Origin of the sequence: Rhodothalassium salexigens DSM 2132 (assembly GCF_004341375.1) — a bacterium.
Taxonomy (GTDB): domain Bacteria; phylum Pseudomonadota; class Alphaproteobacteria; order Sphingomonadales; family Rhodothalassiaceae; genus Rhodothalassium; species Rhodothalassium salexigens.
In genome coordinates, this window is the sequence record NZ_SLXO01000008.1 from 110,883 (window position 1) to 134,882 (window position 24,000).

Consider the following 24,000-nt stretch of genomic DNA (forward strand, 5'->3'; position numbering starts at 1 on the left):
TCATCAGGCGGCGAGCGCCAGCAACTCGTCGACGGCGGCACTCAGCCGGGCCAGGTCGGCCGGCGTGCTCAGCCGGTGGTCGCCGTTCTTGATCAGGGTCACCGTCACGTCGTCGCCGGCCAGCGCCTCGGCGGTCTTCAGCGACCATTGCCAGGGCACGTCCGGGTCCTGTTGGCCGTGCAGCAGGCGCACCGGGCAGGCGAGCGGGATCGGTCCGTCGAGCACCAGATGATCCCGACCGTCTTCGATCAGCGTGCGGGTGATCACCACCGGATCGGGGCCGTAGGGTGAGGGCTCCTCATAGCGCCCGTCTTCGATGATCGCGCGCCGGACGCTCTCGTCGAAGCCGTCCCACATCAGCCGTTCGGTGAAGTCGGCCGCTGCTGCCACGCCGACCAGACCGGCGACCCGCTCGGGCCGGGCGAGGGCGGCGAGGAGCGCGATCCAGCCGCCCATGGACGAACCGACCAGGATCAGCGGCCCGTCGGTCAGTTGGTCGATGGCGGCGAGCGCGTCGTCGCGCCAGGCGGAGATGGTGCCGTCTTCGAACCCGCCGTCGCTGGCGCCGTGGCCGCGATAGTCGAAGCGCAGGAAGCCATGGCCGCGGGCGGCGGCGTGGGCGTCCAGATGCTCGGCCTTGGTGCCGGTCATGTCGGACATGAAACCGCCCAGGAACACCACCGTGGCGCGCGCGCCCGGCCGGTGCGAATACGCCATGCGTTCACCGGTGATAAGCGATAGGGTCTCGACCGATGCCATCCGGGAAAGCTCCTTCGACGACCGCCCGAAGGCGGCATGGGCTCAAGGGACAAGGGAGACGACAATGACCACAGAGACGGCGACCGGGAAAGAGCTAATCGTGCGCGGTCCCCAGGCCGACCTGAGCGGTGTGGCGATTCTGCAGGTGCTCGACGCGCTCGACCATTCGGGTCCGGCGCGCAGTGCGGTGGACCTGGCGCGGGCGATCCGCCACGCCGGCGGACGGCCGCTGATCGCCTCGGCGGGCGGGCCGTTGCTGGCCGACGCGTTGGTCGCCGGGGCCGAACATCTGCAAATGTCGTCGGCATCATCCAATCCGTTCACGCTGATGGGGACGGCCAGCCAGTTGAGCCGCTATCTGGCCCAAGAAAAGGTCCGGGTCGTCCATCTGCGCTCGCGGCCCGGCGCCTGGCCCGCCCGGCGCGCCGCGAGGCGTCGGGGCACCGCCACGGTGGCCACCGTCTCGGCGCTGTCGAGTGCCGGCGGCAAGCTCGCGCAATGGCTGGAAAAGGCGGTCGAGCGCGCCGACCGGGTGATCGCGCCGTCGGCTTATGTGCAACAGGCGTTGGGCGAGGCGGGCATGAGCGACCGGCGCATCCGGCATATTCCACCGGGGGTCGATCTGGCGCGCTTCAATCCGGCCGGTATCCAGGCCGCGCGGATCATCAATCTGGCGCGCGACTGGCAGGTGCCCGACGGCGCGGCGGTGGTGCTGTGTCCGGTCGCCGCCGCCGGCGATCCGGGTGTCCGCCGGCTGGTCGAGGCGATGGCGCTGGTGCGGGCCAAACCGGTGGTCGCCTATCTGTTGGGCGAGGCCGACGGCGCACTCGACGGCCTGCAGCGGCTGGTCGACGATCGGGGGCTCAACGACCGGGTGCGCCTTTACGGGCCGTGCCGCGACCTGCCGGCGGCCTATATGCTCAGCGATGTGGTGGTGGTGCCCAACATGGTGCCGCCGGTGTTCGGCCAGGAGATCGCCGAGGCGGCCGCCATGGGCCGGCCGGTGGTGGCGACCGAGCTGGGCGCCAGCCGCGAAATGCTGGTGCCGGGCGAGACCGGCTGGCTGGTGGTGCCCGACAATGACGCCGCCCTGGCCGAGGCCATCGACCGCGCGGTGTCGATGGATCTGGGCCACCGCCGGGCGGTGGCGCTGGCGGCGCGGCGGCTGGCCCAGGACAGCTTCAGCCTGGCCGGCATGTGCGCGCGCACGCTGGACGTCTATGCCGAGGTGATGGCCGACCCGACCTGAGAGACGCCGGGCCGGTGGTCCGGCGCTCAGTCGGCCAGGGGTTTTCAGTCGGCCAGGGATTTAAGGAAGCTGTCGAGGCCCGGGCCCAGGTCCGGGCGTTCGAGCGCGAAGGCGATGGTCGCCTTCAAGAAGCCCAGCTTGTCGCCGCAATCGTAGCGCTGGCCCTCGAACGCGAAACCGTGGAAGGGCGCGCGGCCGATCTGTTCGGCGATCGCGTCGGTCAGTTGGATCTCGCCGCCGGCGCCGGTGGTGCGCTTCGACAGGGCGTCGAACACGTCGGGGCACAGGATGTAGCGGCCGATCACGCATTGGGTCGACGGCGCGTCTTCGGGCGCCGGCTTTTCCACCAGGCCGCGCACCTCGGTCAGCCGGCCGCGCCGGGCGCCGGGGTCGATGACGCCATAGCGGCTGGTCTCGGCGCGCGGCACGTCCATCACCGCGACCATGTTGCCGCCCACCTCGGCATGGGCGTCGACCATCTGCTTCAGGCACGGCGTGTCGGCCTTGATCAGATCGTCGGCCAGCAAGACCGCGAACGGCGCGTCGCCGATCAGGTTGCGCGCGCACCAGACCGCGTGACCAAGGCCGAGGGGCGCCTGCTGGCGGGTATAGGCGATGTCGCCTTCCTGCGGCATGATCGCGGTGACGGTGGCCAGTTGCTCGATCTTGCCGCGTTCGCGCAGGGTGTGTTCAAGCTCGTGGCAATGGTCGAAATGGTCTTCGATGGCGGTTTTGCCGCGCCCGGTGACCAGGATGATCTCTTCGATGCCGGCGGCGCGCGCTTCCTCGACCGCGTACTGGATCAGCGGCTTGTCGACCACCGGCAGCATTTCCTTGGGCATCGCCTTGGTGGCGGGCAGGAACCGGGTGCCGAGGCCGGCGACCGGCAGGATCGCCTTCTTGACGCGGTGGGGGGAGGGCGCGGGCATGGGGGTCACATCCTGATAACCGGCGGAGGGCGCCGAAGGGGCGAACGCGCGGGCCGGCGGGTGGTGGGCCTGAGCGACTGCCGGGGGCAGCCGGGTGGCGCACGGGCGCGGGACGCGCGGCATGGTCGCGGCTCGCCTTACGGCAGAGGGCGGAAATCTGTCAAGCAACCCTGCGGCGTTCTCGTTGACGTGGCGGGGCCGGCTCACTATCCCGGGTGTGTTGAGTAGCAACCCTTATCAGGACCCCGAACGATGCCCGATACCGGACGTGACCAGATCGCCGAGCCCGCAGCCGATATGGCGGCGCTCGTGACTATCACGCTGCCCGATGGCAGCCAGCGTCAGGTCCGCGCGGGCACGACCGGGCATGACGTGGCGGCCGAGATCGGCACCGGGCTCGCCAAGGCGGCGCTGGCCATGCGCGTCGACGGCGAGTTGTGCGACCTCAAGGCACCGCTGACCCGCGACGCTGCGGTCGCCATCGTCACCGCCAAGGACGAGGCCGACGCGCTGGAATTGATCCGCCACGACTTCGCCCATGTGCTGGCCGAGGCGGTGCAGGCGCTCTATCCGGGCACCCAGATCACCTTCGGCCCGACCACCGCCGATGGTTTCTATTACGACTTCGCGCCCAAGGACCGGCCGTTCACCGAAGAAGACCTGCCGGCGATCGAAGACAAGATGCGCGCGATCATCCGCGCCGACAAACCGCTGCGCCGCGAGGTTTGGGAGCGCGCCGACCTGATCGCCCGCTGGCAGCGCGACGGCGAGGCGTTCAAGGCCGAATGGGCGGGCGAACTGCCCGAGGGCGAGGAGATCAGCGTCTATTGGTCGGGCGACGACTGGATGGACATGTGCCGCGGCCCGCACCTGCCGTCCACCGGCAAGCTCGACCCCGACGCCTTCAAGCTGACCAAGGTGGCCGGCGCCTATTGGCGCGGCGACGCCGATCGCGAGATGCTCAGCCGCATCTACGGCACCGCCTGGCGCACCAAGAAGGAACTCAAGGCCTATCTGCACCGGCTTGAAGAGGCCGAACGGCGCGACCACCGCAAGCTCGGCCGCGAACTCGACCTGTTCCACCTGCAGGAAGAGGCCCAGGGCTCGATCTTCTGGCACCCCAAGGGCTACCGCATGTGGCTCAAGCTCGAACAATATATGCGCAACCGGCAGCGCCAGGGCGGCTATCACGAGATCAAGACGCCGCAGGTGCTCGACAGCAAGTTCTGGCGGCTGTCGGGCCACTGGGACAAGTTCCGCGAAAACATGTTCGTGGTGCCCGACGTGGTGCCGTCGAGCGACAGCGACGAGCTGCACATCGACCCCGACGCCAAGATGATGGCGCTCAAGCCGATGAACTGCCCGGCGCACGTGCAGGTGTTCAAGCAGGGCATCAAGTCCTATCGCGACCTGCCGCTGCGGCTGTCGGAATTCGGCTGCTGCCACCGCAACGAAAGCCATGGCGGCCTGCACGGGCTGATGCGGGTGCGCCAGATGACCCAGGACGACGGCCATATCTTCTGCCGCGAAGATCAGATCAGCCAGGAGGCGGTGACCTTCTGCCGGCTGCTCGAAGTGGTCTATGGCGACCTGGGCTTCGACGACGTGGCGGTCAAGCTGGCGACCCGGCCCGAGGTGCGTGCCGGCGAAGACGATGTCTGGGATCGCGCCGAGGCGGGCTTGAGCGAGGCGCTCGACGCTGCCGGGCTCGACTATGAGGTGGCGCCGGGCGAGGGCGCGTTCTACGGCCCGAAGCTGGAATTCCACCTGCGCGACGCCATCGGCCGGTCGTGGCAGTGCGGTACGCTGCAACTGGACTTCGTCATGCCGCAGCGGCTCGACGCCGAATATGTGGGCGAAGACGGTGCCAAGCACCGGCCGGTGATGCTGCACCGGGCCATGCTCGGCTCGCTCGAACGCTTTCTCGGCATCCTGATCGAGCATTATGCCGGCGCCATGCCCATGTGGCTCGCGCCCACCCAGGTGGTGGTGGCGACGATCACCGACGACGCGGCCGACTATGCCTGCGAGGTGGCCGAGGCGGCGCGCAACGCCGGGCTTGAGGTCGACCTGGACCTGCGCAACGAGAAGATCAACTTCAAGGTGCGCGAACATTCGCACCAGAAGGTGCCGGCGATCCTGGTCTGCGGCAAGCGCGAGGCGGAAAGCCGCACGGTCAATGTCCGCCGCTTTGGCGCCAAGGATCAGACCGAAATGCCGCTCGACCAGGCGCTCAAGGCCCTGGCCGAGGAAGCCCGCACGCCGGGCATGTGAGAGAGAGGGCGGCTTTGCGCCGCCCGTCTCGCCTCCGCCCGTCTCGCCCCCGCCCGTCCGACGTCGTCGGTCTCATCCGGCGCCGGCCATCAATTCGGCGACGGCGGCGGGGTCGGGGAACGAATGCTGGGTGCCGGGTGCGGCGGCGGCGCAGGAGCCCGCGGCACAGGCATAGGCCAATGCCGCCGCCGGGTCGTCGCCGCGCAGCAGGGCCAGGGTCAGCGCGGCGGTGAAGGCGTCGCCGGCGCCGGTGGTGTCGACCACCTTGACCTTTGGTGCCGCCGCGCTGGCGACGGTCTCGCCGCCGCGCTTGAGGTCGGCGCCGCGCGCCGCCTTGGTGATCGCCAGCACCCCCCGATAGCCGGCCAGCAGGGGCTCGGTGGCGGCCACGTCCACTTCGTTGACGACGATCAGGTCGGCGCGGTCGAGCACCGGCTGCGGCACCTCGCGCACCGGCGACAGGTTCAGACAGAAGAAGGCGTCGCCGCACTGTTCGGTCACCGCCACCAGGGTGTCGCGCGGGATTTCCATCTGGCAGATCACCGCGTCGGCGGGCTTGAGGTGGAGATGCTCGCGGGTGAAGGCGCGGTTGGCACCCGGCGCCACGACGATCTGGTTGTCGCCATTCTCCGCCACCACGATCAGCGCCAGGCCGGTGGGCCGGTCGGCGAACACCTTGAGCCCCGACAGGTCGATGCCCGCCGCGCGCAGCAGGCTGAGCGCCTGCTTGGCTTCGGGGTCCTGGCCGACGCCGCCGTGCATGACCACCCGCGCGCCGAGCCGGCGGGCGGCGAGCGCCTGGTTGGCGCCCTTGCCGCCGGGGTGCTGGGCCAGTTGCGCGTCGGTCACGCTTTCGCCCGGCAAGGGCAGGCGCGGCGCGCGTGCCACCATGTCCAGGTTGATCGAGCCGACCACCGATACGGTCGGGCCGGTGATGTCATGGGGGGCATGGTCGGTCGAGGCTGAATGGTCGCTCATGACCGTGTCTCCGGTCGCTGGGGGGCTCGGGGGATCGAGCGGGACCTGCCTATCAAACCGCGCCCGGTGGCTCACGTAAACCCTTCGCTCAAGCGCCCCGCCCGTTCCCCCTCCCGTCCTGGCGAGCGTCAGCGACGCCATCCAACTGACGGCAGCAACAACGCCCGGCGGCCGATAACGGGCCGGCGCCGCCCACACGGCTATCCGCAGCGCTGAGCGGCGGCGGCAATTGGGTCGCGTCGCTTGCGCTCGCGACGACGGTGATTCAGACGACCCTTGCTCGGCCTCCCGCCCCCGTCCTGGCACGCCCGGCCTCCCGCGGTCAGACCGGGGCGATCATCAGCCCGGTGAGTGCGGCGCTCAACAGATTGGCCAGCGAGCCGGCGGCCACCGCGCGCATCCCATAGCGCGCGATCAGCGGGCGCTTGTCGGGGATCAGCGTGCCGATGCCGCCCAATTGGATGGCGATCGACGACAGATTGGCAAAGCCCGCCAGCGCCACGGTGACGATCGCCTCGGTGCGCGGGCTCAGCGTCTCGCGCACATCGGCTAGGCTCAGATAGGCGACGAATTCATTGAGGATCAGCTTTTCGCCGAACAGCGCACCGGCGGTCGTGGCCTCGGCCCACGGCACCGCCAAGAGCGCCATCACCGGCGCGAACAGACGCCCCAGCAGGCCCTCGAAGGTCAGGCCGTCCAGGCCCACCCAGCCGCCCACGGCACCGAGCAGGCCGTTGGCCAGGGCGATCAGCGATACGAACGCGATCAGCATGCCGCCGATGTTGAGCGCCAGCTTGACGCCTTCCTGCGCGCCATTGGCCGCCGCCATGATCACATTGTCATGGCCGCCCACGTCGCCGTCGAACGGGCGGAACGGTGCGGTGTCGCGCTCGGCCGGGTCGTCGGGGTCGCCGGGCAGGATCAGCTTGGCCATCAACAGCCCCGCCGGCGCGGCCATGAAGCTGGCCGCCAGCAGATAGTCGAGCTTGACCCCCATCTGCGCATAGGCCGCCAGCACGGTGCCCGACACCGAGGCAAGCCCGGTGGTCATCACCGCGAACAGTTGCGCGTCGGTCAGCCGGCTCAGATAGGGGCGGATGACCAGCGGCGCCTCGGTTTGGCCGACGAAGATGTTGGCCGCCGCGCACAGCGATTCGACCGGCCGGGTGCCCACCAGGCGCTGGATCGCGCCGCCCATCAGCCACACCACGCCCTGCATCAGCCGCAGGTGATAGAGCACCGCCATCAGCGACGAGAAGAAGATGATGATCGGCAGCACCTCGACGGCGAAATTGACCGCCGGGAACCCGGTCGCCAAGTCGCCGAACACCATGTGGATGCCGGCGCTGGAATAGCCGAGCAGGGCGACCACGCCGTCGGACAGCGCGGCGATCATCGCCTGGCCCGCCGGCACATGAAAGACGAACGCCGCCACCGCCACCTGCAGGCCCAGGGCGGCCAGCACCACGCGCGGCCGGATCGCCCGGCGGTTGGCGGACAGGGCGACGGCGAGCGCCAGGATCACGGCGATCCCGGCCAGGCTAATGAGCGCCGAGGGCATGAAGCGGGGGTCCTTCTTAGCCGGGCGGTCGGGCGGTCAGGCCGGCGGGCCGCCCGAGGCGGGCGCGGGGCGAAGCGTCAGGCGTCATGGGGCAGCCACAGCGTCTTGGTGGCGGTGGCGGCGTCGAGGAAGGCGGCGCCGTCGCCGGCCGGTGGCGACAGCCAGTCGGGCGACCGGCCCCGGCTGACCCAGGTGCGTTTGAGGTCGTCGGCCGCGGCGGCCTCGACCGCGGCGGCGTCGGCGGCCGAGGTGAAGCACCAGACGCCGTCCACCTGGCCGTGCTCGGCGAGCGCCCGGGCCAGCGGGCCGCGCGCGCCGGTCAGCAGCGTGGCGACGCCCTGGGGCAGTTGGGCCGCCGCCAGCAATGCCTGAAGGTCGTCGGCCAGGGCCGCGTGGCCGGGGCCGGCCACCAGCACCGCGCGGTTGCCCATGGCCAGCGCCGGCGCGAGCAGCGAGACCAGCGCCACCAGGGGCGGCCGGTCCGGGCAGACGATGCCCAGCACGCCCACCGGTTCGGCCAGCGTCAGCACGGTCTGGCCGGGCTGGGCCAGCGACGCGCCGCCTTCGTGGCTCTCGGCGTGGCCGGCATAGGCGTAGAGCCGCGCGGCGCTGGTCTCGACCTCGTGCCGGGCGGCGGCGCGGTCGGCGCCGGTGGTCTCGACCAACCGGTCGACCAGGGCGTCGCGCCGGTCGTCGACCGCCTGGGCCAGACGCACCAGGGCGGCGGCGCGGGTGCGGCCGTCGCATTGCGCCCAGGGGGCCGCCTTGGCCGCCGCCTCGACCGCCTTGTGCACCGCGTCGGCGACGCCGGCCGGCACGGCGTCGGTGTCCAAGGTGGCGGTCTCGGCGTCGGTGTCCGGGGTCTGCTGCCGGTCGCGGCGCTTGAGATAGGCGAGCAAGCCTTCGCGCCCGCCTTCGCGGCCGAAGCCCGACTGGCGCACGCCGCCGAACGGCACCCCGGCGTCGAGCTTGTTGGTGCAATTGACCCACACCACGCCGGCCTTGATCCGGCGCGCCAGGGCGAGCGCGCGGCCGCCGGTCTCCGACCAGACGCTGCCGGCGAGCCCGTAGCGGGTGTTGTTGGCCATGTCGGCGGCCTCGGCGTCGGTGCGGAAGGTCAGCACCGACAGCACCGGGCCGAAGATCTCCTCGCGCGCCGCCACATTGGCCGGTGCCACGTCGGTCAGCACGGTGGGCCGGTGGAAACAGCCGGTCGCGGGGCAGTCGATATCGGGCTGCCACGGCGCCGCGCCTTCCTCGACCGCGCGCGCCACCAGGCCCGCCACGCGCTCGTGCTGGACCCGGTCGACCAGCGCGCCCATGTCGGTGGTCCGGTCGAGCGGATCGCCGAGGCGCAAGCGCGCCAGCCGCGCCTTGATCTTGGCCACCAGCGGCTCGGCCACCGCTTCTTCCACCAGTAGCCGCGAGCCGGCGCAGCAGACCTCGCCCTGGTTGAACCAGATGGCGCTCATCAGCCCTTCGACCGCGGCGTCGAGGTCGGCGTCGGCGCAGACGATGAACGGCGACTTGCCGCCCAGTTCGAGGGTCAGCGCCTTGCCCGACCCGGCGGTGGCCCGGCGGATCGCCCGGCCCACCTCGGTGGAGCCGGTGAACGCCACCTTGTCGACGCCGGGGTGGGCGACCAGGGCGGCGCCGGTGTCGCCAGCGCCCGTGACGATGTTGACGGTGCCCGCCGGCAGCCCGGCCTCGGCCACCAAGTCGGCCAGGTAGAGCGCGGTCAGGCTGGTGTATTCGGCCGGTTTCAGCACCACCGTGTTGCCGCAGGCGAGCGCCGGGGCGATCTTCCAACTGGCCATCAACAGCGGGAAGTTCCACGGGATCACCTGGCCTGCCACCCCGTGGGGGGCGTGGTCGGGGAAGGTCTGGGCGACCAGGGCCGCCTGGTTGGCGTGGTAGGTCAGGTGGCGCACCGCGCCGGGGATGTCGATATGGCGGGTCTCGCGGATCGGCTTGCCGTTGTCGAGCGTTTCCAGAACCGCCAGCGTCCGCGCGTGCTTGTGTACCAGCCGGGCGAGGCGGTGCAGGTGGCGTGCCCGGTCGGCGCCGCTGAGCGCGGCCCAGGCGGGCTGGGCCCGGCGGGCGGCGGCGACCGCGGCGTCCACGTCTTGGGGGCCGGCCTGGGCGATGTGGGCCAGCAGGTCGCCGGTGGCGGGGTTGGTGCTGGCGATGGCGGGCAGGGCGTCGTGGCTCGCCTGCCAGCGGCCGTCGATGAACAGCGCGAAGGACGGGCGCTCGGCCAGCCAGCGGCGGACCGCCTCGGCGCTTTCGTGCACCGGGGCGTAGTCGGGCGCGGTCTCGGAGTGGGTGTCGGTCATCGGCGGGGGGGCTCCCTATCCCAGGGCGAAGTGGTCGGGGCTGGCGTGGCGGCCGGTGAGCGTCAGGTCCAGATGGCGTTCGATGTCGCCCAAGAGGCGCGAGGCGCCGAAGCGGAACCGGGCCGGGGTCATCCACTCCGGGCCCAGTTCCTCGCGCAGCAGCACCAGATAAGCCAGCGCCTCGTCCGCCGAGCCGATGCCGCCCGCCGGCTTGAAGCCGACGCGCGCGCCGGTGCGGGCGTGATAGTCGCGGATCGCGCGCATCATGACCAGCGCCGCGGGCAGGGTGGCGTTGACCTTTTCCATCCCGGTCGAGGTCTTGACGAAGTCGGCGCCGGCCATCATCGCGACCAGGGCGGCGCGCGCCACCCGGGTCGGCGAGCCCAATTCGCCGGTGGCCAGGATCACCTTCATGTGGGCGTCGCCGCAGGCGTCGCGGAACGCCGCGATCTCGTCATAGAGCGCCGACCAGTTGTCGGTGAGCGCGTGGGCGCGGGTGATCACCACGTCGATCTCGCGCGCGCCGGCGGCGACCGAGGCGCGGATCTCCTCGATCCGCAGGGGCAAGGGCGACAGGCCGGCGGGAAAGCCCGTGGACACCGCCGCCACGGCGATGCCGGTGCCGTCGAGCGCGCGCACCGCAGTCTCGACCAGACCATGATAGACGCACACGGCGGCGGTGGTCAGCGGCCGGTGGGCGCCGAGGGCGGTTTGCGCCTCGGGCGACAGCGGCAGGCGGGCCTTGGCGCACAGCCGGCGCACCCGGCCGGGGGTGTCGTCGCCGGCCAGCGTGGTCAGGTCCGTGCAGGCGATGGCGCGCATCAGCCAGGCGGGCCGGACCGCAGCGGCGACCGGCCGGGCGGCGGCCAGGGCGGTGATCCGGCTGGCGACGGCGGCGGCGTTGACGCGGGTCGCCTGGACGCCTGCCAGGTCGAGCGCGGTGCCGGGGTTGCGCGCCGGGGGGCGGGCGCTGGTCGCGGCCCCAGGCCCGGCCGGCGCGGGCGCCGGCCCGGGGTTTGGGGGCGGGCTTTCGGGCGACTGGGACACGGGCGTCGGTCCTTTTCGGTCGGGCGCCGGTGGCCGGGGGCGATCAGGCCGCCGGCTCTGGGGCCACGGGCGCGAACGGGGTCAGGGTGGTGTGGATCAGCGGCGGGATCGTCGGCGCGTCGTCACACACCTGACAGGCCGCGCGCAGCCGTTGTCCGGCCAGTTCGGCGGCTGCGGCGGTGCGCGCGTGAACGCGGGCCAGCGGGCGGTCGGGGGCCACAGGGTCGCCAAGCGCCGCCATGTGGCTGAAGCCCACCGCCAGATCGATCCGGTCATCGAGCCGGCGCCGGCCGCCGCCCAATTCGATCACCGCGTTGCCGACGGCGCGGGTGTCGACCGACGCCAGAAAGCCCGGCCGGTCCGGCATGATGTCGACCACATAAGGGGCGCTTGGCAGGATCTGCTCGGCGCGCTCCAGAAAGTCCGCCGGACCGCCGAGGGCGGCCAGCATGGCGTTGAACCGGTCGGCCGCGGAGCCATCGTCGAGTGCGCGGGCGGCGCGGTCGGCAGCCACCTCGCGGTCGGCCTCGACGCCGCCGGCGACCAGCATCTCGGCGACCAGCGCCAGGGTGACGGTGTAGAGCCGCGGGTTGCGCGCCCGGCCGGTCAAGAAATCCACCACCTCGCGCATTTCGACGGCGTTGCCGGCGGTGGTGCCCAGAACCTGGTTCATATCGGTGATCAGTGCGTGGGTGACCAGGCCGGCGGCCCGGGCCGTGTCGATCAAGCTGCGGGCCAGCGCTTCGGCGTCGTCGCGCGTGGTCATGAAGGCGCCCGAGCCGAGCTTCACGTCCATGACCAGGGCTTGATTGCCCGCCGCGATCTTCTTGGACAGGATCGACGCGGTGATCAGCGGCACCGATTCGGTGGTCGCGGTGACGTCGCGGATGGCGTAGAAGCGCCGGTCGGCGGGGGCTAGATCGTCGGACTGGCCGACGATGGCGCAGCCGACTTGGCTGACCACGCGGCGGAAGCGGTCCAGGTCGGGGGTGGCGTCATAGCCGGGCACGGTGGCGATCTTGTCCAGCGTGCCGCCGGTATGGCCGAGCCCGCGGCCCGAGATCATCGGTACATAAAGCCCGCACGCGGCAGCCAGCGGGGCGAGCAGGAAGCTGACCTTGTCGCCGACGCCGCCGGTGGAGTGCTTGTCCACCACCGGGCCGTCGAGACCTTGGGCGGTCCAGTCGAGTTGCGTGCCCGAGCGCATCATAGCGGTGGTCAGGTGCCCGGCCTCGGCCACCGTCATGCCGTTGAGAAAAACCGCCATGGCCAGGGCCGCCACCTGTTCGGCGGGCAGGCTGTCGTCGGCCAAGCCAGCGACGAATTGATCGATCTGGGCGTCGCTCAGCGGACGACCGTCGCGTTTGGTGCGGATGATGTCGACGAACAGCATATCTCTCATCGCCTGTGCGGCCATGGGTGGCGGATCGGCGGCCCCGGGGCCGCCGACCCTGCGGCGCTTGACCTAAGCGATGGTTCTTGCAGAAGTCAAACGAATGACGCTCGACGGGGCCAGCTCGATGGAGCCAAAGCGCCGAAGAGGCCGGGCGCGGTCGCGGGGCGAAAGCGAAGCCCGATGTCCGGGCGGCGCATGCAGCGGCGGTTCAGATGTTCGGTGCCAGGACCGGGTAAACCCGTCGCAGTGCCCTTGGTGATGGGCGGAAGGCTCGATTGTCGGGCGTCCGGCGCTGACGGAAGGTGGGGGCAGGCGGACGATGACCCCGCCCAGGCAAGCGGGCTGCGGCGGCGGGCGGTCAGCCGCCCCGCGACGGCCGCGCTGGGCTGCGGGCCTGAACTGCGGGTGGGGGCTGCGGGCCCGGCCGCACGCTTCGGCCAGCCCGATGCTAACCCAAGGGCGGCTGGAGCGAGCCGGTGACCAAACCGCGGCCCTTGAGCGCATGGATCAAGGGGCGCTCGGCGTAGGCGCAGCACAGCATGGTGTCGACGGTCTTGCCGTCTTCGGCGCAGGGCAGGGCCAGTTTGTGCAGCGCGCCGGGCAGATCCCCGACCGTCGACCGCAGATAGACGGCGTCGCCGGCGCAGTAGGCGGCGCATAGCGGCTCGCACAGTTCGACCGTCTCGTCGGGGCAATTGTCCAACCGGTAGGTAATGCCGGTGATATCGCGTCCCAGAAGGGAGACGAGATGCGTGCCGATCAGCGTGGCGGTGAAGGTGACCGGTGGCGCGGTGACGGCGAAGAGATAGAGTTGCCCCATCCAGGGGAACAAGTCGCGGTGGCTGAACCCGCTGCGCGCCGGCAAGCCGCATCCTGCGCGGCGGCTTGACCAAAGCGAGAACAGATCGACCAATCTCGGGTCGCCGATCTGTTCGGCCGCCAGCGCGGTCGGTATGCTGCAGGCAGTCGATGCCGTGTCGGCTTGCAAGCCATTGCCGGCTTGGTTTGTCCATGGGCCATGATGCGGCGGGCCATGGTTCAAGAGGCCGTCGCCGGCGGCCGAACCATGGGCGGGTGGCGCTGCCGGGCGGACGTTATCACGCCGCGACATCGACAGCCCCTCCATCGCCGACCAGATGACCGGCGGTTCGTCGGTGGGGTCCGGATCAGCCTCTGTCATGCCATCCGTCTGGGGGTCGGACACCAGCTGTCTCCTTGCTCATCACGCGAGTGGTTGCACACCCTATGCTCTTCGGGACGGTGTTAACCGTCCATCGGACCGGCGGGTTCCGGGTGTGCGACGGCATGGCCGCTTGCCCTCATCCGCGCGGTTTGTCGGTATTATACGAATCGTTTTAAGGCAAACAAGTGACTTGCCAGGAAATTTGATACTTAAAGTGATAAGAATTAGTGCATTGATTTGTCTGGCAAAATTTATGACCTATCTTGGTTGCATCGGGGCTGAGGCGGAAAATCGAGGCGCTTGAAGCGGAGCGCATCGCTCCCGGGCGCGGGCGACATGATCGCGAATAAGGCGAGTCGCTCTCGCCGCTTCGGCGAACCCCAAGCCAAGAATGGGCAGTTTATCCTAAAAATCAAACCAATGTCATCCGTTACCAGCGGTCGCACGGGCGCGCGGGATTGTCGCAAGCGGTCGGCGTGCGGGATCGCGTACACGACGGCATGACCTCATCCTGTGCGCTCATTCCCGTTTTCGCCGATCAGTTGAGCGATGGCTTGGCGTCGCTCGCTGCCGGCGTACCCGACCGCGACCTGGTGGTGATGGCCGAGGTGGCCGAAGAGGTGGGCTATGCCGACCACCATCAGAAGAAGCTGGCGTTTCTGTTCTCGGCCATGCGCCACTTCGCCCTGCGGCTGCGCGGGCAGGGCTGGCGGGTGCGCTACACCCGCCTCGACGACCCGGCCAACAGCGGCAGCCTGACCGGCGAAGTGGCGCGCGCGGCCGCGGCCGAGGCGGCGGGGCGGGTGCTGGTCACCGAGCCCGGCGAGTATCGCGTGGCGGCGATGATCGACCGGTGGCCCGAGCATCTGGGCCTGGCCGTCGAGCGCTTCGCCGACGATCGGTTCGTCTGTTCTCCAGGCGATTTCGCGCGCTGGGCCGAGGGCCGCAAAACCCTGCGCATGGAGTATTTCTATCGCGACATGCGCCGGCGCACCGGCCTGTTGATGGCCGGTGACGCGCCTGAGGGCGGGCGGTGGAACTATGACGCCGACAACCGCAAGCCGGCCGAGGCGGACCTGTTCATGCCCGCGCCGCACCGGGTCGAGCCCGACGCGATCACGACGGACGTGCTGGCCATGGTCGAGGCGCGCTGCGGCGACCATTTCGGCCGGCTGCGGCCGTTCTGGTTTGCGGTCACCCACGACCAGGCCGAGGCCGCGCTCGACCAGTTCATCGCCGCAGCGCTGCCCCGCTTCGGCGACTATCAAGACGCCATGCTGCGCGGCGAGCGGTTTCTCTATCACTCGGTGCTGTCGGTCTATCTCAATGCCGGGCTGCTCGACCCGCTGGCGGTGTGCCGGCGCGCCGAGGCGGCCTATTATGACGGCCACGCGCCGCTCAACGCGGTCGAGGGCTTCATCCGCCAGATCATCGGCTGGCGCGAGTTCATCCGCGGCGTCTATTGGCTGCACATGCCGGGCTATACGGCGCAGAACCATCTGGGGGCTGCGCGCGCCCTGCCGGGCTTCTACTGGACCGGCGACACCCACATGGCCTGTCTGGCCGAGGCGATCGCCCAGACCCGCGACGAAGCCTATGCCCACCATATCCAGCGCTTGATGGTGACCGGCAATTTCGCGCTGCTGGCCGGGCTCGACCCGGCGGCGGTGCATCGATGGTATCTGGCCGTCTATGTGGACGCGTTCGAGTGGGTCGAGGCGCCCAATACGCTCGGCATGAGCCTCTATGCCGATGGCGGCCTGTTCGCGTCCAAGCCCTATGCGGCGGGCGGTAACTATATCAACAAGATGTCCGACTATTGCCGGGACTGTCACTATAAGGTGTCGAAGAAGAGCGGCCCGGACGCCTGTCCGTTCAACTATCTCTACTGGGATTTTCTCGACCGCAATGCCGAGATCTTGGGGGCTAACCCGCGGCTGGGGCCGGTCTATCGTACCTGGGGGCGCATGGCCGACGACAAGCGCCAGGCCGCGCGCGACAGCGCGGCGCGCTTCCTGGCCCGGCTCGACGCCGGCGAACGGGTCTGAGCGCGGCGGCGAGCGGCCCGCCGGCGGCTTAGGGGGGGGCGCCGGCAAGGGTGGCTCAGGCGCGGCGTTCCATCAGGAAATAGGTCACATCGTCCTGCGGGCTGACCGGGTCGCGGCGGTAGACGAAGCCATAGTCGACCAGCGCGAAGCCCGAGCGGTCCATGAACTCGCCGGCGAAGTCGCGCTTGAACAAGCGGTCGCGCTCGCCGCGATAGGGCACTTCCTGCGGCGTCGGCGCATAGTATTCGACCATCAGCACATAGCGCCGCGACAGCGCCGCCGCCCGGTCGTAGACCGCGCCCAGCCGGTCGGGGTTGATGTGGATGAGCACGCCTTTGCACAAGACCAGGTCGAAGGTCTCGTCAGGCGTCGTGTCGAGGATCGAGCCGTGCAGCGCGTCGGGCACATGGGCGCGCAACTCGGCGTGGGCGGCGGCGTTGATCTCGATGCCGTGCAGCCGGGCGTCGGGCAACAGGGCGGCAAGCGCGGCCAGATTGTTGCCGATATTGGCGCCGATCTCGAACACCGAGCGGACCCCTTGGGCGGCGCGCAGGGCACGGCCGAAGAAGGCGATGGTGGGGGCGAGCGCGTAGCGGTTGCGCTCGATATAGTCGGTGCCGAAGCGGCCGGCCCAGAAGGCTTCCTGCTCTGTCTCATAGGCCATGGGGCGGTCGGTCTCCCGAAAAGGGCGGGGCATAGAAGGTGGGGCGTAGGCGCGGCCCAAGCATGGCGTGCAAGGGTGAGCAAAGGCTTAACCATGCTTGGGCATCGCGGGTCGCGTTGCCCGGGCGCTGTTGATTTGTCCCGTTGATCCTGCCCCGTTGATCCTGCCGGAGCGGTCAGGCGGCGTCGTGCAGCCACGGCCGGCGCAGGCGGTCGGCGGCCTCGAAGGCGGCGATGTGGTCGCCATGGCGGTCGAGGGTCAGCGCCACCTCGTCGAGCCCTTCGAGCAGGCAGTGCTTGCGGAACGGGTCGATCTCGAAGCGGTGGACGGTGCCGTCTTCGGTGGTCACCGTCTGGGCGTCCAGGTCGACGGCGATCGCCCGGCCGGCTTCGCCTTCGGCGGCGATCGCGGTCACCGCGTCGCGGTCGAGGCGCACGGTCAACACGCCGTTCTTGAAGCAGTTGGAGGCGAAGATGTCGGCGAAGCTCTCGGCGATCACGCAGCGAAAGCCCAGGTCGGCGAGCGCCCAGACCGCGTGTTCGCGGCTCGACCCGCAGCCGAAATTGTCGCCGCCCACCAGGATCTGCGAGCCCGCATAGGCTGGCTGGTCGAACACCGAGTCCGCGCGCGGCTGGCCCTCGGCGTCGTAGCGCACGGTCTCGAAACAGCCGCGGCCGAGCCCCTCGCGCGACACGGTCTTGAGATAGGCGGCGGGGATGATCAGGTCGGTGTCCACATTGTCGCGCACGAACGGCGTCGGCCGGGACGAAAGCGTGGTGAACGGCTGCATCAGGCGGCCTCCTCTCGGGTCAGGCGGCGCACGTCGGTCAGGTGACCGGTGACGGCGGCAGCGGCGGCCATGGCCGGCGATACCAGATGGGTGCGCGCGCCCGGCCCCTGGCGGCCCTGGAAATTGCGGTTGGAGGTGGACGCGCAACGCTCGCCCGGCGGCACCTTGTCGGGGTTCATGCCCAGACACATGGAACAGCCCGGTTCGCGCCAGTCGAAGCCGGCGTCGCGGAAGATGCGGTCGAGCCCCTCGGCCTCGGCCTGCGCCTTCACCAGCCCCGACCCCGGCACCACCATGGCGTGGCGCAGGGACGCCGCCACCCGGCGCCCGCGCACGATCTCGGCTGCCGCGCGCAGGTCCTCGATGCGCGCATTGGTGCACGAGCCGATGAACACATGGTCGATGGCGATGTCGGACAGCGCCATGCCCGGCTCCAGTCCCATATAGTCGAGCGCGCGTTCGGCCGCCTCGCGCGCCGTGGCGTCGTCGATGCCGGCCGGGTCGGGCACCCGGTCGCCGATGGCGGCGACCTGTTCGGGGCTGGTGCCCCAGGTCACCTGCGGTTCGATGGTGGCCGCGTCGATGGCCACGTCGCGGTCGAACACGGCGCGCGGGTCGGAGACGAGCGCGCGCCACTGGTCGACCGCCTTGTCCCATTGCTCGCCTTGCGGGCTGTGGGGCCGGCCCTTGAGATAGGCGAAGGTGGTGTCGTCGGGCGCCACCAGACCGGCGCGCCCGCCGGCCTCGATCGACATGTTGCACAGCGTCATGCGGCCTTCCATGGACAGCGCGCGCACCGCTTCGCCGGTGTATTCGATCACATGGCCGGTGGCGCCGGCGGTGCCGATGCGGCCGATGATCGCCAGCGCCATGTCCTTGGCGGTGACGCCGGCGCCGAGCCGGCCGTGCACGGTGACGCGCATGTTGCGCGACTTGGTCAGCAGCAGGGTCTGGGTTGCCAGCACATGTTCGACCTCGGAGGTGCCGATGCCGAAGGCGAGCGCGCCGAACGCGCCGTGGGTCGAGGTGTGGCTGTCGCCGCAGACCATGGTCAGGCCGGGCTGGGTCAGGCCCTGTTCGGGGCCGACGATGTGGACGATGCCCTGGCGCCGGTCGGTCATGTCGTAGAGTTCGACGCCGAAGGCGCGGGCATTGTCGCGCAAGAGGTCGATCTGGCGCGCCGACAGCGGGTCTTCGATGGGCCGGGTGCGCGGCGTGGTCGGCACATTGTGGTCGGGCACCGCCAGCGTGGCGTCGGGGCGGCGCACCGGCCGGCCGGCCAGGCACAACTTCTCGAACGCCTGCGGGCTGGTCACCTCGTGCACCAGGTGGCGGTCGATATAGATCAGCGCCAGGTCACCGTCCAGGTCCGCGACCCGGTGGCGATCCCAGATTTTGTCATAAAGTGTCTTCGCAACGCCCATCGGCGACCCTTTCGACGAACTATCGGTCACGGGGCGGCAACCTATCCGATGGCGCCCGGCAATGCCAGAGCGCAGCCGCGCCCCGGCCCGCCCCCGGTCTGTGCCCGGCCCGCGCCCCGGCCTGTGCTTTGGTCTGCGCGTCCTCGAAGGGTGGGGCTGGCGGGGGCGCTCGGCGGTTGCGCGGGCGGGCGATCTGTTGGATACACGGGCGCGACGGCTGCCGGCGCGCTGCGGCCAGCGCCGTTTCCCCACCCCTGGCGCCACTTCACCACCGGGAACCCCCTTGGGATGAGCAAAGTCTTTATTTCCGCCGAGGATCTTCTGCGCGATTCGTTCGAATTGGCGATGCGTATCCTGGAAAGCGGCTATCGGCCGTCGTTCATCGTCGGCGTCTGGCGCGGCGGCGCGCCGGTGGGCATCGCGGTGCAGGAAGTGTTCGAATATGTGGGCATCGAAACCGACCATATCGCCATCCGCACCGCGTCCTATGGCGGCGGCACCGAGCCGTCGCACGAGGTCCAGGTCTATGGCCTCGATCATCTGGTCGAAACCATCAACTATGACGACCAGTTGCTGATCGTCGACGATGTGTTCGACAGCGGGCGCAGCGTCCGCGCGGTGATCGAGGAACTGCGCAGGCGCTGCCGGCGCAACGCCCCGCGCGAGATCAAGGTCGCCACGGTCTATTACAAGCCGTTGAAGAACCGCACCGACCGGGTGCCGGACTACTTTATCCACGAGACCGAACAGTGGCTGGTGTTCCCGCACGAAATGCGCGGCTGCACCACCGAGGAACTGCGCGCCCACAAGGCGCTGCCCAAGCGCTTTTACGACTGGGACGGGCCGTCGGGCGACTGATCGCCCGCGGGCGCCTCTTGGGCGTCCTCTTGCGGCGCCTCTGGGCCGGCGCCTTGCAGGTCGGGCGCGGCGGTGAAGGCGGCCAGACGGGCGCCGGCGATCTTGTGCAGTTCGCTGAGTGCGGTGCGCCGTTCGGCGTCGAAATCATGGGCCAGCCGGGCCTGTAGGGCGGCCATCACCCGGCCGAGGTCGAGCCCCCGGGTGGCCAGGATGAACGGCAGGCCGAAGCGCTTGCGGTAGCGCGCGTGCAGCGCCTCGATGGTGGCGTATTCCTCGGGCGTGCAGCGGTCGATGCCGCCGCTGTTGCTGCGGTCGTCGGTGTCGCCGGTGGCCGCATCGGCGGGGCTGCGCGCCTCGCCGACGGCGGCCTTGTCGATCAGGTCGGGATGGGCGCGCATCAGCCGCATCTGGTCGAGCGGTGGCGCGGTTTCAACCGCGTCGACAAAGGCGGCATAAAGCGCGCCGGCGTCGTCGAGCGAGCCGTCGTCGGTTCGCGGCGCCAATGCCTCGGCCAGCCAGGCACCGTCATCGTAAAGGCCGCCATAGGTGGCGACGAAACGCACCTGGTCGAGCGCACTCGGCGCCGGCGACAGCGTCCCGACGGGGCCTTGGCCGGCTGGATCGTGCGCCGGCGGCGGGGCCTCGGCGGCGTCATCCGGCCGTTGCGATGGATTGGCGCGCGCGGGCGCCTCAACGGCGGCCCGGTCGCCAGCGGGATCTCCAGACGACCGATTGCCGGGCGACGTCCCGGGTGACGGATCACCAAAAGACGGGTCTCTGGGCGACGGGTGGCCAGATTGGCGGCTCGGGCGCGGGCTATCGGTGGACACGGGGCGCGGGCTCCATGGGCATCGTCAGCACGAGCGGCAGAGTATACGCCATCGTGGCGGTCGGGTGCACGCCTTTTGGTGCCGGGGCTTGACAGAGGCACGGGCGTTCCCGCGCTATAGGCGGTGCGGAGGCGGTGCCCGCTTTCGCGCTCCGATCACGCGGCCGCCGGTGTCATCGCCGGGCGGCCGGCCCAGATCCTTCATGCCATGCCCGCCGACGCTCCCTGCCGGGGCGCCGGGGCGGGCGATGTGCGACCGCAGATCCGTCAGAGGCCAGGATGACCGCATTGTCCAGACCCGCCCCACCGTTCGCGCGCGCCCTCGCTCGGCCGTCGAGCCAGGCTTCAGCCCCGGGCGCGGCGCGCCCGGTCCCCGGTTCGGGAGCGGCGGGGCGCGGGCGATGAGCCGGACCGCGTTTCGCGCCGCGCTGTGCACGCCCATCGACGACCCTGCCACTGCCGGGCGCGACGCCATCGTCTATCACCCCGACGGGCTGCTGCTGGTGGAAGACGGCCATATCGCCGCCTGTGGGGCGTTTCGCGACCTGGCGCCGAGCCTCGCCGACCCGGTCAGCATGCAGCATTATCCCGGGGCGTTGATCGTGCCCGGGTTCGTCGACGCCCATGTGCATTTCCCCCAGGTGGATATCATGGCGTCCCACGGCGCGGGGCTGCTCGACTGGCTCGACCGCTACACCTTCCCGTGCGAGGCGCGCTTCGCCGACCCCGCGCACGCCCGCACCACGGCGGCCTTCTTCCTCGACGAGATGATGCGCCACGGCACCACCAGCGCGCTGGTTTTCGCCACCGTCCACGCGGCCTCGGTGGAGGCGCTGTTCGAGGCGGCCCTGGCGCGCAACATGCGGCTGATCGGCGGCAAGGTGTTGATGGACCGCAACGCCCCCGATGCCTTGCTGGAGGACGCGCAAACCGGTGCCGCGGCCACCGACCGGCTGATCCGTGCCTGGCGCGGGCGCGGCCGGCTTGGCTATGCGGTCACGCCGCGCTTCGCGCCGTCGTGCGGCGACACCCTGCTGGCCGCCGCCGGGCGCCTGCTCGCCGCCCATGACGACGTGCTTCTGCACACCCATCTGAGCGAGACCGCCGACGAGGTGGCGCTGGTCGACCAGTTGTTCCCGGCCGCTGATGGCTATGTGGACGTCTATGACCGCGCCGGGCTGCTCACCCGACGCTCGGTGCTGGCCCACGCCATCCACCTGTCGAGCGGCGACCGGGCGCGGCTGGCCGAGACCGGCGCCTCGCTGGCCCATTGCCCCAGTTCCAACCTGTTCCTGGGCAGCGGCCTTTATGACCTGGCGGCGGCGGATGCGGCCGGGTTGACCACCGCGCTCGGCACCGATGTGGGCGCGGGCACCAGCCTGTCGCTGCTGGCCACCCTGGGCGACGCCTACAAGGTGGCGCGGTTGCGGGGCCAGGGGCTCGACCCGTTGCGCGGGCTCTATCTGGCGACGCTCGGCGGCGCCCGGGCGCTCGGGATCGATCACCGCATCGGCAGCCTGCAACCGGGCAAGGAGGCGGATTTCGTCGTCCTCGACCCCGCAGCGACGCCGTTGCTGGCGCGCCGCCGCGCCACCTGTCGGGGCGTCGAGGACGTGTTGTTCATGCTCGCCACCCTGGGCGACGACCGCTGCGTGGCCGAAACCCGGCTGATGGGCGCCAAGGCGTGGCGCCGGGGTCGGCGCAACGGCAGCGGGGGCTAGGCCACAGCCCGCCGGGTCGCCTCCTGGCCGCCCGGGGGCGCTCAGCCCCGGGGCTGCGGGCCGAGGGCGACCGGGATCACCGCGCCGGTGATCACCCCGCCGGGGCCGCGGCCGCCGAGCGTGTAGATCTGGTCGCCGTCGCTGACCAGCCCGCGATGGGCCATGGTGGCGACCCGGCGCCGGCCTTCGCCGATCCACTGCCGGCTGTCCAGGTCGAACACGTGCACCGCGGCCCTGGCCGGGGCGCCCTCGGCCGGGGACAGGTCGGCGCTGGCGGTGCCGCCGGCGACCACCACCCAGCCGCTCGCCGCCACGCCGCCGCCGGCGGCGGCGAACAGCGGTGCGCCCGGCGGGTCGGGCACCGGCTCCCAGTCGATCACGCTCGGGTCGTCGGGATTGATGGTGCCGGCCCAACTGCCGGCCACCGGTGCGCCGCCGGGCGCCCGGCGCCCGCCGGTGACCAGCAGCGTGTCGCCCACCAGACCGCCCGCATGGCCGAACCGGCCGGGCCCCGGCAATTGGCTGGCCGGGAACCATTCCTCGGCCTCGGTGTCGAACACCTGCACCGCGGCCACCGCGCCGCCTTCCGCGCGGCCGGCCACCAGCACCAGATAGCGCTCGGCATAGACGCCGATCAGCGCGTGCGCCACCGGCAAGGGCGGCGTCGGCAGGGGCGCATAGGCGCGCGTCGCCGGGTCGAAGACCAGGGCGGTTTCGGCAAGCCGGCCCGAGCCGTCGCCCCAGGTGCCGCCGACCAGATAGAGCCGGCCGCCGACACCCGCCGCCGCCACGCCCACCAGCCCGCGCGTGCCGGGCAGGGGCGGCAGCGCGCGCCAGCGGTCGTCAAGCGCGTCATATTCGAATGCCAGCCGGCTGCCGTCGCGATAGGGGCCTGCGCTGCCCTGGCCGGCGACGCTGTAGAAGAACGGCCGGCCGTCGCGTTCGAGCGCGGCGACCGCATTGTCGGCCAGCGCCACCGGCATGGCCGCGCGGTCGGTGACCAGCGCTTGGGCGGCCGGTTTCGTGGCCGGGTCGGGCCGCAGCGCGCACGCGGCGAGTGCCAGGGTCGCGATCAGGGCGGCAAACGGTTTCCAGGCCATGGGCGGCGCCTTCCGGGCTTGAGGAGCGGCGAGGGGCGCGGCGGCAGAGCATCGGCCCCGGCCGCTTGACAGGCCCCGGATTTGGGCCGCTTATAGACTTATTGGGTTGGCGTTGAAAAGGAGTCTGCGGCCGATGCGCGGTCCCTTTGGGCGGTCGGGAAGCGGGCCGCCAGCGTTTGAGGGCGCGTCCGAGAGCCCGCCCGACGGGCCGGCCGAGAGCCTGCCCGACGGGAAGGCCGGGAGGCTGTCGCGCGATCGCGACCTGGCCGGCGGTTTGATCGCCGGGGTGTGGGTGGAGCCCGCCCTGTTCAGCGCCGGGGAGTGCGCGCGCCTGTCGGCGTTGATCGACGCGGCCGCGCGCGACCGGCCGGCCGCCGGCGGCGACCTGGCGGGGCGGGTCCGCGACCCCCGGGTGCGCGCGTGCGAGACCTTGTGGCTCGACGACGAGCCGGCGACCGCTTGGGCGTTCGAGCGGCTGGCGCATCTGGTCGCTGGCGCCAATGCCGCCGCCTTCGGGTTCGACCTGGACGCCGAGCCGTTCATCGAAGGCGCGCTGATCGCCCGCTATCCCGGTACGATGGGCGGCCATTATGATTGGCATGTGGACCGGGCCCGGCGCGGGCCGGCGGCGCGGCGCAAGCTGTCGGTGTCGGTCCAGTTGAGCCCCGCCGATGGCTATGAGGGCGGCGCGCTGACCCTCAACGCCGAGGGCCATGAGGTGACCTTGGACCGGGCGCTCGGCACCGCTGCGGTGTTTCCCAGTTTCGTGTTGCACCGGGTGGCGCCGGTGAGCCTTGGCGCGCGGGTGGCGCTGGTGGCCTGGGCGCACGGGCCGCGCTTGCGCTGACCGCCCG

General features: G+C 71.0%; 19 protein-coding genes. 6 read left to right on the forward strand and 13 right to left on the reverse strand.

Annotated elements, in window-relative coordinates; all coding sequences use genetic code 11:
• Positions 1–3: 3 nt before the first annotated feature.
• Positions 4–759, reverse strand: coding sequence for an alpha/beta hydrolase (locus tag EV659_RS10950; RefSeq protein WP_132708929.1), 756 nt, complete (start codon positions 757–759; stop codon positions 4–6).
• A 64-nt stretch (positions 760–823) separates the two neighbouring features.
• Here EV659_RS10950 and EV659_RS10955 point away from each other — a divergent pair, with 64 nt between their 5' ends.
• The gene (locus tag EV659_RS10955) at positions 824–2,008 is read left to right on the forward strand and encodes a glycosyltransferase (protein WP_165878856.1); all 1,185 of its coding nucleotides are present in this window, start codon (positions 824–826) and stop codon (positions 2,006–2,008) included.
• A 44-nt stretch (positions 2,009–2,052) separates the two neighbouring features.
• On the opposite strand, the gene galU is transcribed toward EV659_RS10955, so the two are convergent.
• The gene (gene galU, locus EV659_RS10960) at positions 2,053–2,937 is read right to left on the reverse strand and encodes a UTP--glucose-1-phosphate uridylyltransferase GalU (RefSeq protein WP_132708931.1); all 885 of its coding nucleotides are present in this window, start codon (positions 2,935–2,937) and stop codon (positions 2,053–2,055) included.
• Positions 2,938–3,234: 297 nt separating this feature from the next.
• Here galU and thrS point away from each other — a divergent pair, with 297 nt between their 5' ends.
• Positions 3,235–5,211, forward strand: a complete 1,977-nt coding sequence (thrS, locus tag EV659_RS10965; protein WP_132708989.1) for a threonine--tRNA ligase — start codon at positions 3,235–3,237, stop codon at positions 5,209–5,211.
• Positions 5,212–5,283: 72 nt separating this feature from the next.
• On the opposite strand, the gene EV659_RS10970 is transcribed toward thrS, so the two are convergent.
• From EV659_RS10970 to EV659_RS10995, 6 genes are all read right to left on the reverse strand, one after another.
• On the reverse strand, positions 5,284–6,189 hold the full coding sequence (locus tag EV659_RS10970; RefSeq protein WP_132708932.1) for a ribokinase: 906 nt from the start codon (positions 6,187–6,189) through the stop codon (positions 5,284–5,286).
• Positions 6,190–6,511: 322 nt separating this feature from the next.
• Positions 6,512–7,750: a NupC/NupG family nucleoside CNT transporter gene (locus tag EV659_RS10975; protein ID WP_132708933.1), complete on the reverse strand. Its 1,239-nt coding sequence runs from the start codon at positions 7,748–7,750 to the stop codon at positions 6,512–6,514.
• A gap of 77 nt (positions 7,751–7,827) precedes the next feature.
• A complete protein-coding gene (locus tag EV659_RS10980; RefSeq protein WP_132708934.1) occupies positions 7,828–10,086 on the reverse strand; it encodes an aldehyde dehydrogenase family protein in 2,259 nt (752 codons plus the stop codon).
• A gap of 15 nt (positions 10,087–10,101) precedes the next feature.
• Entirely contained in the window at positions 10,102–11,133 is a 1,032-nt protein-coding gene (gene deoC / locus EV659_RS10985) for a deoxyribose-phosphate aldolase (protein WP_132708935.1), read from the reverse strand.
• 43 nt (positions 11,134–11,176) lie between these two features.
• Entirely contained in the window at positions 11,177–12,535 is a 1,359-nt protein-coding gene (deoA, locus tag EV659_RS10990) for a thymidine phosphorylase (RefSeq protein ID WP_200287476.1), read from the reverse strand.
• A 442-nt stretch (positions 12,536–12,977) separates the two neighbouring features.
• A complete protein-coding gene (locus EV659_RS10995; protein ID WP_132708936.1) occupies positions 12,978–13,733 on the reverse strand; it encodes a PAS domain-containing protein in 756 nt (251 codons plus the stop codon).
• Between the two features lie 479 nt (positions 13,734–14,212).
• Here EV659_RS10995 and EV659_RS11000 point away from each other — a divergent pair, with 479 nt between their 5' ends.
• Positions 14,213–15,760 (forward strand): cryptochrome/photolyase family protein, encoded by a 1,548-nt coding sequence (locus EV659_RS11000; protein ID WP_132708937.1) that lies wholly within the window; start codon positions 14,213–14,215, stop codon positions 15,758–15,760.
• A 55-nt stretch (positions 15,761–15,815) separates the two neighbouring features.
• On the opposite strand, the gene EV659_RS11005 is transcribed toward EV659_RS11000, so the two are convergent.
• The 3 genes from EV659_RS11005 to leuC form a co-directional block, all read right to left on the reverse strand.
• Entirely contained in the window at positions 15,816–16,424 is a 609-nt protein-coding gene (locus EV659_RS11005; RefSeq protein ID WP_132708938.1) for a pseudaminic acid biosynthesis-associated methylase, read from the reverse strand.
• A 175-nt stretch (positions 16,425–16,599) separates the two neighbouring features.
• On the reverse strand, positions 16,600–17,214 hold the full coding sequence (leuD, locus tag EV659_RS11010; protein ID WP_132708939.1) for a 3-isopropylmalate dehydratase small subunit: 615 nt from the start codon (positions 17,212–17,214) through the stop codon (positions 16,600–16,602).
• Positions 17,214–18,638 carry a 3-isopropylmalate dehydratase large subunit gene (gene leuC, locus EV659_RS11015; protein ID WP_132708940.1) on the reverse strand — a complete coding sequence of 475 codons (1,425 nt, stop codon included), beginning with the start codon at positions 18,636–18,638 and terminating at the stop codon, positions 17,214–17,216. Before leuC ends, leuD begins: the two co-directional genes overlap by 1 nt.
• A 288-nt stretch (positions 18,639–18,926) precedes the next feature.
• Between leuC and EV659_RS11020 the strand changes: the two genes are divergently transcribed.
• Positions 18,927–19,496 carry a phosphoribosyltransferase gene (locus EV659_RS11020; protein ID WP_132708941.1) on the forward strand — a complete coding sequence of 190 codons (570 nt, stop codon included), beginning with the start codon at positions 18,927–18,929 and terminating at the stop codon, positions 19,494–19,496.
• Here EV659_RS11020 and uraD read toward each other — a convergent pair.
• Positions 19,466–20,059 carry a 2-oxo-4-hydroxy-4-carboxy-5-ureidoimidazoline decarboxylase gene (uraD, locus tag EV659_RS11025; protein ID WP_165878857.1) on the reverse strand — a complete coding sequence of 198 codons (594 nt, stop codon included), beginning with the start codon at positions 20,057–20,059 and terminating at the stop codon, positions 19,466–19,468. The two genes, EV659_RS11020 and uraD, sit on opposite strands and share 31 nt — an antisense overlap.
• Before the next feature lie 667 nt (positions 20,060–20,726).
• Between uraD and guaD the strand changes: the two genes are divergently transcribed.
• Positions 20,727–22,046: a guanine deaminase gene (guaD, locus tag EV659_RS11030; RefSeq protein WP_132708943.1), complete on the forward strand. Its 1,320-nt coding sequence runs from the start codon at positions 20,727–20,729 to the stop codon at positions 22,044–22,046.
• A gap of 41 nt (positions 22,047–22,087) precedes the next feature.
• Here guaD and EV659_RS11035 read toward each other — a convergent pair whose 3' ends face one another.
• Positions 22,088–23,146, reverse strand: a complete 1,059-nt coding sequence (locus tag EV659_RS11035) for a Kelch repeat-containing protein (protein ID WP_132708944.1) — start codon at positions 23,144–23,146, stop codon at positions 22,088–22,090.
• A 133-nt stretch (positions 23,147–23,279) separates the two neighbouring features.
• Here EV659_RS11035 and EV659_RS11040 point away from each other — a divergent pair, with 133 nt between their 5' ends.
• Entirely contained in the window at positions 23,280–23,993 is a 714-nt protein-coding gene (locus tag EV659_RS11040; RefSeq protein WP_132708945.1) for a 2OG-Fe(II) oxygenase, read from the forward strand.
• The last annotated feature ends 7 nt before the right edge of the window (positions 23,994–24,000 follow it).

Coding starts and splice junctions, on each gene's coding strand:
- EV659_RS10970 (WP_132708932.1), bottom strand. CDS start 6,189: ATGAGCGACCATTCAGCCTCGACCGACCATGCCCCCCATGACATCACC.
- EV659_RS10975 (WP_132708933.1), bottom strand. CDS start 7,750: ATGCCCTCGGCGCTCATTAGCCTGGCCGGGATCGCCGTGATCCTGGCG.
- guaD (WP_132708943.1), top strand. CDS start 20,727: ATGAGCCGGACCGCGTTTCGCGCCGCGCTGTGCACGCCCATCGACGAC.
- deoA (WP_200287476.1), bottom strand. CDS start 12,535: ATGAGAGATATGCTGTTCGTCGACATCATCCGCACCAAACGCGACGGT.
- EV659_RS11040 (WP_132708945.1), top strand. CDS start 23,280: ATGCGCGGTCCCTTTGGGCGGTCGGGAAGCGGGCCGCCAGCGTTTGAG.
- EV659_RS11020 (WP_132708941.1), top strand. CDS start 18,927: ATGAGCAAAGTCTTTATTTCCGCCGAGGATCTTCTGCGCGATTCGTTC.
- leuC (WP_132708940.1), bottom strand. CDS start 18,638: ATGGGCGTTGCGAAGACACTTTATGACAAAATCTGGGATCGCCACCGG.
- galU (WP_132708931.1), bottom strand. CDS start 2,937: ATGCCCGCGCCCTCCCCCCACCGCGTCAAGAAGGCGATCCTGCCGGTC.
- EV659_RS10950 (WP_132708929.1), bottom strand. CDS start 759: ATGGCATCGGTCGAGACCCTATCGCTTATCACCGGTGAACGCATGGCG.
- EV659_RS11035 (WP_132708944.1), bottom strand. CDS start 23,146: ATGGCCTGGAAACCGTTTGCCGCCCTGATCGCGACCCTGGCACTCGCC.
- EV659_RS11000 (WP_132708937.1), top strand. CDS start 14,213: ATGACCTCATCCTGTGCGCTCATTCCCGTTTTCGCCGATCAGTTGAGC.
- EV659_RS10955 (WP_165878856.1), top strand. CDS start 824: ATGACCACAGAGACGGCGACCGGGAAAGAGCTAATCGTGCGCGGTCCC.
- thrS (WP_132708989.1), top strand. CDS start 3,235: ATGGCGGCGCTCGTGACTATCACGCTGCCCGATGGCAGCCAGCGTCAG.
- EV659_RS10980 (WP_132708934.1), bottom strand. CDS start 10,086: ATGACCGACACCCACTCCGAGACCGCGCCCGACTACGCCCCGGTGCAC.
- EV659_RS11005 (WP_132708938.1), bottom strand. CDS start 16,424: ATGGCCTATGAGACAGAGCAGGAAGCCTTCTGGGCCGGCCGCTTCGGC.
- leuD (WP_132708939.1), bottom strand. CDS start 17,214: ATGCAGCCGTTCACCACGCTTTCGTCCCGGCCGACGCCGTTCGTGCGC.